General features: G+C 42.9%; 12 protein-coding genes and 2 pseudogenes. 8 read left to right on the top strand and 6 right to left on the bottom strand.

The genetic code is table 11. The features are described from left to right. Nucleotides 1–70 precede the first annotated feature (70 nt). The 5 genes and pseudogenes from FS373_RS21135 to FS373_RS21115 all read left to right on the top strand — a co-directional run bounded on the left by FS373_RS21135 (nt 71) and on the right by FS373_RS21115 (nt 7,543). Nucleotides 71–892, top strand: coding sequence for an SAM-dependent methyltransferase (locus tag FS373_RS21135; protein WP_144045756.1), 822 nt, complete (start codon nt 71–73; stop codon nt 890–892). A gap of 141 nt (nt 893–1,033) precedes the next feature. Next, nucleotides 1,034–1,240, top strand: coding sequence for a hypothetical protein (locus tag FS373_RS21130; RefSeq protein WP_144045757.1), 207 nt, complete (start codon nt 1,034–1,036; stop codon nt 1,238–1,240). A 104-nt stretch (nt 1,241–1,344) separates the two neighbouring features. Next, nucleotides 1,345–3,306: a GGDEF domain-containing protein gene (locus FS373_RS21125; RefSeq protein ID WP_194165914.1), complete on the top strand. Its 1,962-nt coding sequence runs from the start codon at nt 1,345–1,347 to the stop codon at nt 3,304–3,306. Nucleotides 3,307–4,444: 1,138 nt separating this feature from the next. After that, a pseudogene (locus FS373_RS21120) lies at nt 4,445–5,647 on the top strand (malate synthase); the annotation flags it as partial. A 492-nt stretch (nt 5,648–6,139) separates the two neighbouring features. Beyond that, complete coding sequence (locus FS373_RS21115; protein ID WP_227993095.1) at nt 6,140–7,543, top strand: HDOD domain-containing protein; 1,404 nt, start codon at nt 6,140–6,142, stop codon at nt 7,541–7,543. Between the two features lie 69 nt (nt 7,544–7,612). On the opposite strand, the pseudogene FS373_RS21110 reads toward FS373_RS21115, so the two are convergent. From FS373_RS21110 to FS373_RS21090, 5 genes and pseudogenes are all read right to left on the bottom strand, one after another. After that, nucleotides 7,613–7,732 (bottom strand): annotated as a pseudogene (locus FS373_RS21110) (nuclear transport factor 2 family protein); the annotation flags it as partial. A gap of 404 nt (nt 7,733–8,136) precedes the next feature. Beyond that, nucleotides 8,137–8,475, bottom strand: coding sequence for a nuclear transport factor 2 family protein (locus FS373_RS21105; protein WP_229381132.1), 339 nt, complete (start codon nt 8,473–8,475; stop codon nt 8,137–8,139). Nucleotides 8,476–8,777: 302 nt separating this feature from the next. Beyond that, nucleotides 8,778–9,602, bottom strand: a complete 825-nt coding sequence (locus FS373_RS21100; protein ID WP_144045761.1) for a zinc-dependent peptidase — start codon at nt 9,600–9,602, stop codon at nt 8,778–8,780. 191 nt (nt 9,603–9,793) lie between these two features. Continuing rightward, nucleotides 9,794–10,285, bottom strand: coding sequence for a CopG family transcriptional regulator (locus tag FS373_RS21095; RefSeq protein WP_144045762.1), 492 nt, complete (start codon nt 10,283–10,285; stop codon nt 9,794–9,796). Beyond that, on the bottom strand, nt 10,245–10,997 hold the full coding sequence (locus tag FS373_RS21090) for an AAA family ATPase (protein ID WP_152830522.1): 753 nt from the start codon (nt 10,995–10,997) through the stop codon (nt 10,245–10,247). Before FS373_RS21090 ends, FS373_RS21095 begins: the two co-directional genes overlap by 41 nt. Before the next feature lie 615 nt (nt 10,998–11,612). On the opposite strand from FS373_RS21090, the gene FS373_RS21085 reads away from it, so the two are divergent. From FS373_RS21085 to FS373_RS21075, 3 genes are all read left to right on the top strand, one after another. Further along, nucleotides 11,613–11,834: a DUF3820 family protein gene (locus FS373_RS21085; protein ID WP_144045764.1), complete on the top strand. Its 222-nt coding sequence runs from the start codon at nt 11,613–11,615 to the stop codon at nt 11,832–11,834. A gap of 151 nt (nt 11,835–11,985) precedes the next feature. Next, nucleotides 11,986–12,288, top strand: coding sequence for an NrfJ (locus tag FS373_RS21080; RefSeq protein WP_144045765.1), 303 nt, complete (start codon nt 11,986–11,988; stop codon nt 12,286–12,288). A gap of 140 nt (nt 12,289–12,428) precedes the next feature. Then, a complete protein-coding gene (locus tag FS373_RS21075; protein ID WP_144048905.1) occupies nt 12,429–12,929 on the top strand; it encodes a GNAT family N-acetyltransferase in 501 nt (166 codons plus the stop codon). An 86-nt stretch (nt 12,930–13,015) separates the two neighbouring features. Here the strand turns inward: FS373_RS21075 and FS373_RS21070 are convergent, their stop codons facing one another. After that, nucleotides 13,016–14,764, bottom strand: coding sequence for a bifunctional metallophosphatase/5'-nucleotidase (locus tag FS373_RS21070; protein WP_152830521.1), 1,749 nt, complete (start codon nt 14,762–14,764; stop codon nt 13,016–13,018). Nucleotides 14,765–14,857 lie beyond the last annotated feature (93 nt).

The following is a 14,857-nucleotide window of genomic DNA, read 5'->3' as shown; positions in this document are numbered from 1 at the left end:
GAACTTGCAAAGTAACAGAAAAGTTATGAGAATATGTTTTGATGAATAGTCTATCTAGAGAACTCAAGTAATGCCGACGCTACAAAATAGTACATGTCACCAAGGTAGCCTAGTTTGTGTCGGTACTGGCCTCAATCTAGCTGGTCAGATAAGTGTTCTCAGCAAGAGTTATATAGAAAATGCCGATGTGGTGTTTTCGCTCGTGCCAGATGGGTTTGCACAGCGTTGGCTGGAAACCCTCAATAGTGATGTTCGTAGCCTGCAGCCTTACTATGCTCAAGGTGACGAAACTAAAAGCCGTCGTGATACTTATGACCAGATGGTACAAGCCATTTTAAATGCGGTTCGCGATGGCAAGAAAGTGGTTTGTGCACTCTACGGTCATCCAGGTGTATTTGCCTGTGTATCTCACTTTGCCATCGAGCTGGCGAGGGGAGAGGGATACAGGGCTAAGATGGAGCCGGGTATTTCGGCGGAGGCCTGTTTATGGGCCGACTTAGGAATAGATCCAGGTCATTCTGGTCATCAGAGTTTTGAAGCGAGTCAGTTTATGTTTTACAAACATACACCGGACCCAACGACACACCTATTATTGTGGCAGATAGGCATCGCAGGTGAGCACACCTTGACTGAGTTTCATACGTCATCGGATCGCTTGCAAGTCTTGGTGGAACAGCTAAATGAATGGTATCCACTCGATCATGAAATCATCCTCTATGAAGCAGCAACTCTACCGGTACAGCAACCTAGAATTGACAAGTTACCCCTGAAAAATCTTCCTTTCGCACAGTTAAGCGCCATCAGTACCTTGCTTATTCCGCCGTCGAGAAAGCTTGAGATTAACCATGATATCTTAGCCAAGTTAGGCATCACCGTCGCGGATTTAGGGTAATAGACTTTTATAAAATCAGTCATAAACTTTAGTTCTAAATTTAAATTATAACTTAAAAGACAAAGGGTTAAAGAATAAGTTAGGTAGCATTGCAGTATCGCTATAAATAAAAGACCGTAATTACATAAAAGGATCGACTTAATGTCAAAGTTAAATGACCTGTTAGAAAACCTAAGTTCAGATGCAAAGTTAAATGCTAAATACCTTGAGACTCCTGAGCAGGTGATGGAAGAGGCTGGACTTAATGATAAAGAGAAAAATGCTATGCGCTCAGGTGATGAAAATAGCTTGACTGATGTGACTAGTGACAAGAGAGCGTATAGTAAATATATAAGAAATCCTGATTAATGTATCAAGGCCAATTTTTATGCAGCTCTAATAGGATTATGAGCTGCAAGATATTTACTGTCTTAATCATTAATAGGTTATTTAGTGCTGAACTAGAGTCTACTATGTCAAACATAAAAATGATAACTAGAGTGATTCGAATCTATGAGATTACTTTTAAAAAAATCGATGGCGTAGTAAGTGTTTTTAATATGAGAGAACTGTTTTTAGCTTCTATTTTTATGATGATTTCGGGAGTTTTCAGTGTATTCCCGACAAAAGCTTTAGCTGAATTTAGTGGTAATAAAAAAATAACACAACTAGAGGTTACTAATGTCAGCCCAGAATATTTAGATAAAGCACTCTTAAAACTAGAACATATCCGTACACAGCAACCTGAAGTCGTTATTGACCAACTTAAGACGTTATCTTCTTTTACTTCAATCATGAGCCAAGAGCAAGTTTATCGCTACAGTTTGCTTCGAGCACATTCATATGCCTTATCTGGAAAATCAGAAATGGCCATAAGTCTCTTAAATGAACAACTGGCTAGCCCATTCAATACAGGTCTTATTAAGTATAAAAGTCGGTTTCTATATTTGTTAGCAAACACTTACTCTCATTATAACCACTATGCTAAGTCATTACAGACATTGCATCAACTACTGCCCTTACTTGCTGAGGTTGATGATATAGAGAGTGAGGTGTATGGATACACTTTAGCTATTGAGCTGTTAGTGCAGATGAACTTGAATAATGAAGCACTGAAATATGCAAAGATTCTTCATAAAAAATTGCCGAACATGTCAGAAGCGCGACATCGTTGCTTTACCACTTTTTCCTATGCTGAAAGCTTGAATGCAGTATTTAAGGATCAAGTTGGATATGGAACAAAAATTATTGATATGTATCAAGATGCTTTTGATGAGTGTTCACTGGCTAATGAGAAGATGGTCATGGCTGGTTCCTTGATTGGGCTTGGTAAGATTACCATGCAGCTAGATAAATTGACTGAAGCTAGGCTCATATTAAAGCAAGCATTGGAGTTATCTTCTTCAATTCCTTACCCGCTCGATATTGCTGATATCAATATGGCATTAGCTAAGGTTGATATGGGTGAGGCTAAATATAAACAAGCCTTGTCAAGATTAAATGAGGTATCTGAACTTATTAGTAGCCTTAAAGACAAACAGCTGTTAGCGAGCTTTTATCTCATACTCTCCGAAGTAAACGAAAATCTTGCTAATATAGATGCGGCATTAACAAACAGAAAATTATACCTGCAAAACTATTTAACAGATTTAGGTGAAACCCAAAGTAAAATCATCGCCTTTGAGACGACTAAGCTTAATTATATTGAGAAAGAACGACAGATACGTTATCTCAACAAAGATCGCGAGCTCTATACAGCTAAGGCGACTTTGACTGAATTACAACGAAGAAATGAACGGATGATGAATACGTTCGTTTTCGGTGGATTAGTTTTATTGGCTATCTTCGCTTTGGTAATGACGATGCAGAAGCGTAAATATAAACAGTTGGCCCAGCACGATGCTTTAACGGGGATTTTCAATCGCGGTACAGCTCAGAACATTGCTGAAAACAGTTATATTAAGACTGCATCGAAGAGAGGAATGTTTAGTGTCATCATGTTCGATCTCGATTACTTTAAGCGCATCAATGATAACTATGGCCATGGTACCGGAGATTGGGTATTAAAGAAGGTGGCGGAAGTGATCAATAAAATCAGTCGAAGCGATGATATTTTTGCACGCTTCGGAGGTGAGGAATTTGCCCTGTTTCTACCTGGTACTGATGAAGCTAAAGCGAATGCCATGGCGGAAGAGTATCGCAGCCTTATTCAATCAATTGAGACCAGATTTTCTGGCCACAATTTTAATATCACGGCAAGCTTTGGCGTATCGACGAGTAGTGAAGATGACTTGAGTTTAGATCCCTTGCTGCATAGAGCCGATATCGCCATGTATCACTCTAAAGAGCAGGGGCGCAACTGTGTCACACTTTATAAGCCTGAGATTGAGCAGAGTCGCTCTGGTTATCAAAAGAGTAAGATGGCTCTAGGTTAACGGCTTAGGTTGACCATATAGTGGCACTTAGATAGTAAGCTGCTTTTAGAGAATCGGTATGAAGGTGCTCGTACCTCCTGAATCTGACCCACAGGGATGTGGCAAATGCCATGATGATACCGGGAGTATTATTGGCCCTTGGAGATCTCATTCCAACATTCTAGCTTTCCTATCACTCTTAGTATCACCTATTTCAGTTCGAAGCTGAGTTCAATCTATACCGATTGGCATGACTTCTCGTGAGCAATCCAATAGAGTTTCTGATATTTTTTCTAAGTTTTTCCCGATTTAACCAATGTTTTTTCCCATGTTGATCGACAAACATACGTCGAGAGTTGTTAATGCCTTGTTGTGCGCGCCTGTTTTTAGGTTGACGTTTTCGTAAACGTAAAATTAAAACAATCGTTTAAATACTGTGTTTTATCAGAACTGTATAAGTCATTGAAATATCGTGATGTTATGGTTTTACCTATGGGGAAGTACCAAACAGAAGAGCTTGTGTATATTTTCTGGGCCGTTTGTCTCAGGTGTATAGTTATAGTTACTTAATGTAATATTGTTACGTAATAAATTACCAATTAAGATCTCTGGTTAATTTGTCCAATAACTTATTTATTTGAATGCGCCTCTCTTTTTATTGGCGTTTATATTGTTTATTTTCAGTGTATTAGGTTGTTTTTGTTGGTGTAAAAATTCCTTGTTCCTCTTAGTTTCTATTTAATAAATGATTTCAGTTTGTACTGTTTTACCATTGCAAACGATCGATTTTGTTAGTAGGTTTTGTTCAAAATGAAGCGATAGCATTCAGTTCTTGACTCATTGAAGCGAGTCGAGAGTCCAGCAGTTGTTCTGATTCGAACATGCAAATAGATTCGAGATTGAAGTCGGCGAAGCACAGCGAATGCATCGCTAAATAGCACAGAAGAGGAAGCGACAAATGACACAAGATGTATTGAGTAGGGTCCAGCGTGAACCTCAATTTAGAAGTCTAGAGGTCGGTGAGCCTCTGCAAGCTTTGTCGGCAATAACACCCGAGCTTAAGGCAAACACGAGATCAGTCTCTTTTTCTGCTTCTTCCGCCAATAGTGCTAGCCCAGATTGCAGCAAACGAGATGTCGAATCTAACAACGAACTTAACATCATAGGTGAAGATGTCGATGGCCAAGAAGCTATTTTTAGTCAAGGTGCACTGAGCTTATTGAATGTGTTGTGTCAACAATTTGCTGCAGAAATACCTGAACTGCTGGTGCAGCGTTCACATAGGCAGGAGGAGTTGAATGCCGGTAAGCGGCCTGACTTCTTAGCTCAAACAGAGTCGGTTAGAAAGGCTAGTTGGCAGATCCGTGGTATCCCAGAAGATCTACAAGACAGAAGGGTGGAGATAATGGGATCGGTCGAACGTCAGATGGTGATCAATGCGCTTAATGCCAATGCAAAAGTATTTGTGGCTGATTTCGAAGATTCTTTAGCTCCCACTTGGAATAAGGTCGTCGAAGGACAGATTAATTTGCGCGATGCCGTGGCAGGAAACATAGAATATACCGATCCTACCACCGCAAAACACTATCGGCTTAATGAAGATCCCGCCGTTTTGATATGTTGCGTCCGTGGTCTGCACTTAACTGAGAAGCATGTTGAGTTTAATGGGCTAAGTATTCCTGCATCGCTATTTGATTTTGCCCTCTATTTTTACAATAACTATCGCCAGCTACTGAATAAAGGTAGTGGCCCCTATTTCTATATCCCAAAACTGGAAAGTCATCTTGAAGCCCGTTGGTGGGCTAAGGTTTTTGCCTATGTCGAGGAACGTTTCTGTCTTCTACCTGGCACGATTAAGTGTACGTGTCTGATAGAGACCTTACCTGCGGTATTTGAGATGGAAGAGATCTTATTCGAGTTACGTTCGAATATAGTGGCACTCAACTGTGGCCGTTGGGATTATATTTTTCGTGATATAAAGACCCTTAATAATCATGGTGAACATGTGCTGACCGATAGACAGAACTTAACCATGGATGAGGCATTTTTAAGCGTATTTTCCCGTTTATTGGTTAAGGTATGCCATAAGCGTGGCGCACTCGCTATGGGTGGTATGGTGGCGTTTATTCCGACGAAAGATGCAGAGCTAAACGAAACCGTATTACAACAGCTGCGGACAGATAAGGAACTCGAGGCCCGCAACGGACATGACGGCACTTGGGTGGCACATCCTGAGCTTGCCGGTACGGCCATGGCGATCTTTAATCAATATCTAGGTGCCGGACAGAAGAATCAGCTACACATCACCCGAGATGTCGATGGCCCTATACGTGCCAAGGAGTTACTGCTGCTCTGTGAGGGAATTTAACTATTTCAGTTTGCTGCTCTGCAGCCGTTGTCCCCGTGCAGTATTCCTACGTGCTGCATGGGTTTTTCATTCCAGACGACTATTTTAAAGAATAACATTGCTACGACAATGTTTGCTTGTGTTCGCGGCTCGATTGAGCCGCATTTTTTTATCTGTTTTTCCCCTTCGACACTCACTTCTTAACTGTGGTTTTTGATTTCCAAATAGTACAAGGCATGGTCGATAAATAGGCAGTTGATGTCGGTAACCACTTTCAAATCAAACTGTTTCGGTATTTTACTTAAGCTAGGCTATGTTTATTGGTATTATTTGTATTAACTATGTTATAAATTTTTATGCCTATACTTTAGATGTAGGCAAAAGCTTATCTCAATCCTTTATAAGCATCTATGAGAAGAGAACTATTTGAATTCCCAAACTCAGAGTCAATCTCAGGTTAAATCGAAGGGAGTCGATTACTGGACTAAGCGCATCAGCGATCAGGAGATGCCGGCATTATGCTCTACGGTGAAAACACTGGAGAAGCTGGCTAAAGACGACGTATCTTCCCTGGGATTACTCGGGAAGAGCGTGATGCACGATAATGCATTGACCTCTCGAATATTAAGAGTGGCAAATAGCGCCACTTACAGTAAAGGTCAGAATCAGGTGACGACCGTGAGTCGTGCCACTGTGGTGTTAGGTTTCGATACTATACGTAATATCTGTATTACCGCTAAATTACTCAGTAGCTTACTCGAATCAAAAGGCTTGTCTGAGCCTGTATATCAAAGACTTATCAAACTGATGGCCCGTGCTTTTCAGGCGGCCATGTTAGCCAAGATGATGCTCAGAGATCATGATGAAGAGTTACAGGAGGAGGTGTTTATTGCATCCTTACTGTATCACTTAGGTGAAAGCGCTTTTTGGAGCACCGGCTGTGATGAGGCGGTTGCGCTTGATGCGGCTATAGATCAGTGTAGCGATAATAAAGAAGAGAAAGGGATCATTCGTGAGATGTTAGGTACCTCTTTCAATAAGCTCACACTCGGTATCGCACGAAGCTGGGGCCTGGGAGATGTGTTACTTAAATCTCTGAGTAATCCCGATGAACGCACCCCTGAGATCCGCAGTATTTATCTAGCCAATCAGATAAGTGAACTCTTGGCACAGGAGAATCCGGCGCCTGAGGAACTTCAGCTTAGGCTAAAGCAAGCTGCCAGCATGTTAGGTATCGAGGTCGATGAACTGAAACTTCGCATGGTCCGCTGTAGTAACGCCACAAAAAAATTAGCCGAAGCCTATGGCGCTAAAGTGCTTATAGAACATCTTCCTAACCCCATGCATCTTAAGAAAAATCTGGTTGCCGAGATTAATGCCCCCTTGGTTCGTATGCCGAACATGACCTTACAGTTAAAGAAGTTACGCGAACTCACGGATTGTGCCATAAACAAAGCCGACTTTAATCGGGTGATCACCACCACGTTAGAGGGATTGTTAGATGGAGTGGGTGTGGATCGCTGCGGTGTTTTATTGTTATCCCCTAACCGTAAACGATTGCAGCCGCGCATCGCATTAGGCGAGGGGGCCGAGACGATGAAGACCGAATTTATTATTACCTTAGAGCAACCTCAATGCCTATTTTGTGACAGTATCGAGCTCAAACAGGCTATGTTTGTCGATGATCCAAGTTCGTCTAAATGGCGCTTGTATATGGATCCGGATCTGAAAAGCAAAACATCAGCCACGGGCTTCATGATTTCCCCCTTGGTGATAGATCACAAAGTGATAGGTATGATCTATGCTGACCGCGCGACCTCAGAGCGTAAATTGACTCAGGCCGAGTTTGATAACTTCACTCACTTTGCACAACTTGCCAACGTTTGTCTCACTGCATCCATGGGACATTAGGCTTGAGCATCGAGTTTTGGGTTACGAGTTTCTAGTTCCTAGGAACTTTTAGCTCGAACCTTCTTTTATCTACTTTTCTGACTTAATCCTTGCTGTTATCTCTTTAGCTATCTCATTAGGAATGGGGAAACTGAGGTGATATTGAGCAATTTCCCAACCATAATCTGTCTTGATGAGAGTGCCTGTTCCGTAATACAAGTTCCATTAAGTAAGTGATCATTCAGCGGGAGTTAAAAACGCTGTAGGCAAGGGCTATATTGCTCCTGCAATATAGACATTCGCCACATCCGTGTGGCTATAAGGGGATTGAAGCTAATAGTTATTCTCGGTAACAAGCTCCTGCGTTGCTCTACCTCCTGCATCCATGCAGTCGTATATCGAAAGCCACTTGCGCAGCATAAAGTGTTTTTAAAACCGCACTACGTGAGCTTCTCAGGACTTCTACTTCTGTGTTGCATTGCCTCAAAAGGGAATAACCACTTCCTCAACAATGCGCCGTGAATTAACAGCCCTGAGAGAGCTCTGAATTAATCATAAATTTAATGGAATTGGTATAAGGCCGTAGGAGGCACTGTCGAGTAGATCATCGAACATCAACACTCGGTCATTGTTTTGGGTTTTTGCCGACACAAACACCCGGGTTTTAGGTGTGTACTCCCAGCCATCGGTTGGGCGTAGCCTTCAAATTCTGACATGTTCCAATGCTCAGTGGCATCGGTGCCGATAAATACCGCTTCTGGTAAGTACAGGCTGAAATAGGTGTCCCAGTCGGCTCGTGTCGCCGCTTGATGTAACTTGTCTACAGTAGCCTCGGTGTAAGTTATCGCTGTGGTGTCGGCTTCTGTTAGCTGGGCAGATTTTATTTGGGTTGCTGCATTAGTGGTAGTGGCTGCATACACTTGTCCAGCGACCAGAGTAAGACTGGCGAGCACGGTTAATGCTATAACCGATGTCTTAAATAATATGTTAGCTGACGATACCGAAATAGATCTATTGTAATTTTAGCTTGGTCATGTGTGTTTGCTAGTCTTGCCATGGTGACCTCTTTGTTATTATTTTAGCTTTTATTATGCAAGTTTTATCACATGTACTTCTGTTTTAGTCAAATTTGAGCCTTACCATCTAAAGCTGGATTTCGGCCAAAATCTTGCCGGAATGACTGGGTGTTTTTTGAATGTGTATTCGCTTTAAACAAGAGTAACCTTTCACACTTCTCCCCCCTTTTAGCCTTGAGTTAATGCCAGTTTACCGGATCTAATTTAAAAAACAGGCTCAGCTCTTGATAGAGTTCTCTGTGATCTTGATAGAAGTCATCGGGTCGCTCGAAGAACACCTCAGTGATCACCGCAAAAAATTCGGCTGGGTTAGTGGCGCCATAATAACTAAAGAGTGAAGGGACATCTTGCTCGGCGTTGCGTTGCAGGACATCAAACTCTTGGCTGAGTATTTTCGACCAGGCAGAGTAATCACTCATTCTGTCTAAAATTGGTGCACCGTTGGCGTTGCCATCTTCTTGATCCAGTTGATGAGCAAACTCATGTATGACGACATTACTGCCATCCACCGGGTTGGCTGCATCGGCCTGAGCGGTCTGCCAAGACAAGATAACCTTGCCATTTTGCCAAGATTCACCGGATAAAATACGTTGGCGGTCACTCACTACGCCGCCACTTCTGTGTTCCTGGTTATTAACAAAAAATACCGAAGGGTAGACTAAAATTTGTTTAAGATTTGGATAGTAGTCGGTAGATCTGTTCAGTAACAGTAAGCAGGCCTGGGCGGCGATGGTGACACGCATCTCATCATCGATAATGATGCCATCGCAACCAACAAACTCCTTTTCAGAGAGGAAGACTTGGATATGCTTCTTGAGCTGTAGCTGAAGATCTGCCGGGAGAGAGCGAAAGTAGGGCATGCGTCTCTTGAGCACCTCCCGCCATGGTTTGGGAAAGGGCACTTGGGTGATGCGCATGCGACGTCGAGCAATGCGCCAGTTGCGCGATACTATCCAGCCAATGGCGGCCGATGCGATTAAGCTAACGAGAAAGATGGCGATCATAATTACCTTATATTTATCTATTCCTAATACATGAGATAAGGGTGAAGAGTCTGTTTTTCAATCATAGATCGAGTTTAGAGAGAAATAATTGGTGGGAAAAAGAAGGAAAAAAAATGCTGACAGCCCGGAAAGTACTCTTTGGGATAAGAAAGCTGCCAGCTAAGGTTGGGAGAAACGGGTAGAGATTGTCACTAATCGACTATGATTGAAGTTTCCTTTTGTTTACGTTCATCTTCATTGAGTGAATAATGATGCTCAATGAGAAAACGTATGAGTTTAGACTTAGCAACATCACAGCCACTGGCTATCTCAGCAAGATGAGAGATCGCAGACTCACTCAAGGTAAAGGTGGCTTTCCTGTACGGTTCATCACCTTTACTTATTTTGAGTATTGCTTGGTTGCGATTCTTTTGCCTCTTTAGCTGTGGCGGTGTGAACTCTTCAGGTTCAGACCGAACAGGTTTTGACTGCATAGGAACCGAGTCGGGTACCGCAAATCTAGAGGCTAAATCCATGATATCTACCATGGTCGGATCATTGCTATTGTGACCCGCCGCATACAAGCTGGCATCATCGATAAAGTCATCAATCAAGGCATCGAGAGACATCTGCATGGGTCTCTTTGTATTGATGCCTGACGAGTTAGACTGCGTAGAGTTTTTCTTGAGATCGGCTAGACCCATACTCACCTCTCATCGAATTCATTTTGTTCATATGTAGTGTAGCGATACGATTTCTAATTTCGGTCGCATTCTTGGCTTGCAGCATTTCACAAGCGATACTCCGCATCTCATCAGCTGCTTTACCCTGGGGTTCTATCTCAATCACAGACAAGCCAGACTCTTCACTGTCGTCATAGATGTTTCGGCTATAGGTAATAGCATCTAGTACATTGATATCGTATGTGCGGCACACGTCTTTGGCTTCAAAGATTCGGTTTGACTGATTAGGCAGGCTAGGACATTGAGTGATAACGAAAGAAGCTTGCATCTTGGGGTTGATCATCATACAGGTCGCGACTATATCATCCATATGGCTTACCGTTTTCAAATCTCGGCGCTTGGGCCTAAGTGGCATGAGAACATGTGAAGCAACAGACATGGTGGCGCGCAGAGCTAAATTATCCTGTCCGCCGCAGTCCACTATTACGAAATCATAGTGTTGCTCCAGGCTGAGTAAGTCATTGCGTATCTTGCCATAGAGTTGCACACAGTTGATGCTGGGGAGATCCGGGTTATTGTTTCTTGCCTGGATCCAATCAGATGTAGTGCGCTGTGGATCACAGTCAACCATGATGATGGATGCACCACACTCGGCAGTTAAAAATACAGCGATATTTTGAGCTAAGCAGCTTTTGCCACTGCCGCCTTTCTCGCCTCCGACTAATATGATCATTTGTTTTCCCCTTACTTTAGTCGCCTAAAATTAGTCACCTAAAATTTCTTACACCTGTGTCACTGAGTGCCTGTCTTACGCTGGCTTTTATATTTAGTTTGTTTTTAAGTTGAAGTCATAGATAGCGCTTCAGCTCACTGGGTACTGCTAGCGTTAATGTTAATTTAGTGACTTATTAAAACGTCGTCAACATCCTGATTTTTTGACATTTTATGGTATTTTTCAGAAAAGGATGTCGCGACATCTATTTGACAGAACAGTGAGTTCGACTGAATTTTGACGTGGAATTTAGTGATTCACCATGCGTGAATATAGCACTATGTTATCAGTGGGTTACATTTCTAAGTTGGGTTTTAGTGCTCTTTGAACTGTAATAATTATTAATTTCTGCATATTTATGCAGGTATTGGTGAGGTTTTATATTCCTATAATAAACTGAGAGTACTTTTGTTATTCGAATTTGTTATGGTTAATTAGTACTTCTAGGGGGGGATAATTTGGGCATGAGTATCTTTGACTGGCACTTTAATGACAAAGGTGTGATATTTCCTTGTGATTTATAACCTGTTCGTTATCCTGCAGAGCTATTTTCTAAGATGAGTCGGGCTTAAAAAAATGAATGAACAGGTGCTACTCGATGCAATTAATCAGAAAATGCCCTTCGGTAAGTATGCCGGGAGGAAGCTGCTTGAGCTGCCAGAGCCCTATCTGGTGTGGTTTCATTCCAAAGGTTTTCCTGAAGGAAAGTTAGGTGAGCAGCTAGCCCTAATGTATGAAATTAAACTCAACGGCTTAGAAGGCATGTTACAACCTTTATTAGATAAATCACGACGGTGATTTAAGTTCCGTAAAATTCGTGAGATTTTTCTATTGTGAGATCTTGCTCTAAAACTCGAACTTTGGTCGTGCATTTCGTGATTTGCATTAGAGATTTATTATTTGCTCCATGTTCTAATGACGCCATAACGTTGAAAATAAGGAACCAGCAATGATAGCTAAATTAATAAAGTTGGCAGCAGTAGCCACTCTCGCATTAGGCATGTCCAGCGCATGGGCGGCAGGGGTAGTTCATGAAGGCACAGTATTAGATACCATGAATGGTGGTGGCTACACTTATGTGCAAATTAAAGAGTCTGATAAGACTTTTTGGGCTGCGGGTCCTCAAGTTGAAGTTAACAAGGGCGACACTGTTGTTGTTCAAGAGCAGATGTGGATGAATGATTTTACCAGTAAGTCACTGGATCGCACCTTCGAAGAACTGCTTTTCGTAGGACGTATCGATAAAAAGTAATGTTCGCTCAATATTAGTTGAGTGTCATTTAACGTGATAAATGGTGGTTTGATTGCTTAGGCGATTGCCACCATTTTTGTGTTTATCTCATGGCATTTCTCATGCAAAATAGCCTATCCTTTCTTTTTAGTGCTTCATTTATGTACTCCGTGATCCCTTACCGAGCGGCCTATGCTCAAAGTGTCAGTCAGCTTTTCCATGATGCCATTCATGCTATAGATGAGGCGCAGTATTCTATGGCTGATAAATCTGCCTGGTCGGCTAAACCAAGATCAGCCTACCATTGGCATAAGCGTCTGACTCGCACGAAAGCCTGGTTAGTGATCGATACTGGCTCTATGCACTATGGTCTTCCAATTTGCTGTGGCTTTATCAATATAGAAATGGGATTTCATAGCCGCGGCTATATAGATAGCTTATACGTTCACCCCGAATATCAAGGCAAAGGTGTAGCGAAGATTTTATATCAAGCGCTGGAGCTTTGGTCACGGGAGCAAGGATATAAAGAGCTCAGTGTCGATGCATCCCGTCTGTCAAAGCCTCTGTTTCTTTCCTATGGATTTAACGTTAACCATAGAAGCTATCAGGAAAAGTTAGGCCAGGTGATCATGGGATATTTGATGAGCAAGTCGCTATGCTAAATAAAATATTAAGCCGATAAACTTAGCCGTGCTGATTGGGGTTTATTAGAGTACTAATTAATACATCTCACTGTGAGTACATCTATTTAGTTGGCTGCTTCTCTGTGGCTGGTATAACTCACCTGAGGCGGTAATTCCTGCTCCAGAGTTTGCTCACGTTTCATGAAGCGAATAAAGGCGTTGGGAAGGGTTAGCTCTTCGAGAGGGCGTTGCCACTGGGCCTTGAGCAGTGGATGATATCCCTCTTTTCCCGAGGCCGTATAGGCCGAAGAAACTCCAACATAATGTTGCGCTTTATTTACCGCTATCCACTTTTCCAGTGTGCTGTTCGGGCACAGTATCTCCAGTGTTAGGATGCGTTCGCCTTGTGGCTTTCTGCCGTCGTAGCAATACTTGAGTCCATAGGTATAAGGAAAACTGCCAGCACCTGTGCCGGTCACGCTGTTATTAGTCGCTGAGTTGATCGCCGACTCCAGGGCATCGAACAGGTATAGGCCTAAGATTTGATATTTTACTAAGGGGAGATCGAAGGGCAGCAAGCGACCGACAACATCGGCTAAGGTTAATTTACCCTTGCTCAAGGATTGGCGCACACCACCGGCATTATGCAGGGCAAAATCGACACTTGGGTGTATGCGTTTGGCCTCATGGTAGATGCTTTTACAGACCCAAGGGGCTATTTCACTGCCGTGGGGTAGGGATTTACTGGGTAAACGGGTGTGAATGAGATCTCTGGGTAGAAAACCTAATACCTGTTTGTCCATCGCGGCGATAGCCGGGCGATATTCAGAGGTAATTATTCGGATGATGTGTGGATCTTCCTGTTGCCAGAGAATCCCCGGATGTTGCTCAAGCTGATCACGGATAGCAGTATAATCTTCAGGCGCTACTCCTTCAGCCGACTCGAGAATAAATTGCTGATCCAGCATGAAATAGTTGTGGCCTTCGAGGCGAGTGACTCGGCCATTAGCATCGAACTCTATGTCGGCCAAGCCTAAGGTCTCTGCATGCTTACCCGCATGCAGTATAGGCGTGCTGTTGACTCGTTCACCGTAAGTCGTTGCACTCAGGCCAAGAGGCCTGAAATCACCCTGCAGGGTATGGCTATGACCGCCCACTATAAGGCTGATTCCATCCACAGTGTCGGCAAGTAGCCTATCTTGATCGAGTCCAAGATGACTCAACACTATGATATGGTCAACGCCTTGGGACTTAAGGTGCTCAATGGTTTTTCTTGTAGTCTCGATGGCATTGATAAAATAGGTATCAGGATCCGGGCGTGCAATCTGCGCCATCTGATCTAACGTGATACCGACAATAGCCAAAGGTTTATCTTGGATCTGTTTTATTAATACTTTAGCCCTGCCTGTCTGGCTATCATAGTCGAGCAAGCGGGGATGGCCGCTCATGGGACTCTCTTTACTCGCATCCTCTCGGCTCAAGTCCATATTACCAGCTAGCAGTGGGAATTGGATATTATTGAGAAAGGCTAATACCGGGGCGTTACCCGCATCTATTTCATGATTGCCAAGCACCATGGCATCGGGCTTGAGTTGATTTAACAGATGGGCATTGGCTACGCCCTTGAACTGACGAAAATATAGGGTGCCCTGAAAACTGTCACCGCCATGGAGGAAGAGAAACTCTTGCTTCTGTTGTTTCGCCTGATCCCTTGCGTGATTTATTTGATGTTGAATACGCGCATAACCACCAGTGTGACTGTATACATCGAACTGCTTACCGGCATGAGTTAAGGAGAATTTTATGCGGCTGGCATCGAAGTGAGAGTGAGTGTCATTGATGTGGGCAAGTTTAAGCGTGTATTTGTGGGGCATAGCGTCTGTTTAGTGTCTATTCGGGGGACGATAGTATCACCGAACGCGTGACACAAAAAAGGGAAACTTGCGTTTCCCTTTCTGCTTTTGTAA

This window comes from Shewanella sp. YLB-07, from assembly GCF_009377275.1.
This window is presented reverse-complemented; position numbering and strand designations above follow the sequence as displayed.

What these genes read in the sequence shown, in the direction of transcription:
- FS373_RS21075 (WP_144048905.1), top strand. Translation starts at nt 12,429, where the DNA reads ATGTACTCCGTGATCCCTTACCGAGCGGCCTATGCTCAAAGTGTCAGT.
- FS373_RS21135 (WP_144045756.1), top strand. Translation starts at nt 71, where the DNA reads ATGCCGACGCTACAAAATAGTACATGTCACCAAGGTAGCCTAGTTTGT.
- FS373_RS21095 (WP_144045762.1), bottom strand. Translation starts at nt 10,285, where the DNA reads ATGGGTCTAGCCGATCTCAAGAAAAACTCTACGCAGTCTAACTCGTCA.
- FS373_RS21100 (WP_144045761.1), bottom strand. Translation starts at nt 9,602, where the DNA reads ATGATCGCCATCTTTCTCGTTAGCTTAATCGCATCGGCCGCCATTGGC.
- FS373_RS21115 (WP_227993095.1), top strand. Translation starts at nt 6,140, where the DNA reads ATGCCGGCATTATGCTCTACGGTGAAAACACTGGAGAAGCTGGCTAAA.
- FS373_RS21125 (WP_194165914.1), top strand. Translation starts at nt 1,345, where the DNA reads ATGTCAAACATAAAAATGATAACTAGAGTGATTCGAATCTATGAGATT.
- FS373_RS21090 (WP_152830522.1), bottom strand. Translation starts at nt 10,997, where the DNA reads ATGATCATATTAGTCGGAGGCGAGAAAGGCGGCAGTGGCAAAAGCTGC.
- FS373_RS21070 (WP_152830521.1), bottom strand. Translation starts at nt 14,764, where the DNA reads ATGCCCCACAAATACACGCTTAAACTTGCCCACATCAATGACACTCAC.
- FS373_RS21080 (WP_144045765.1), top strand. Translation starts at nt 11,986, where the DNA reads ATGATAGCTAAATTAATAAAGTTGGCAGCAGTAGCCACTCTCGCATTA.
- FS373_RS21130 (WP_144045757.1), top strand. Translation starts at nt 1,034, where the DNA reads ATGTCAAAGTTAAATGACCTGTTAGAAAACCTAAGTTCAGATGCAAAG.
- FS373_RS21085 (WP_144045764.1), top strand. Translation starts at nt 11,613, where the DNA reads ATGAATGAACAGGTGCTACTCGATGCAATTAATCAGAAAATGCCCTTC.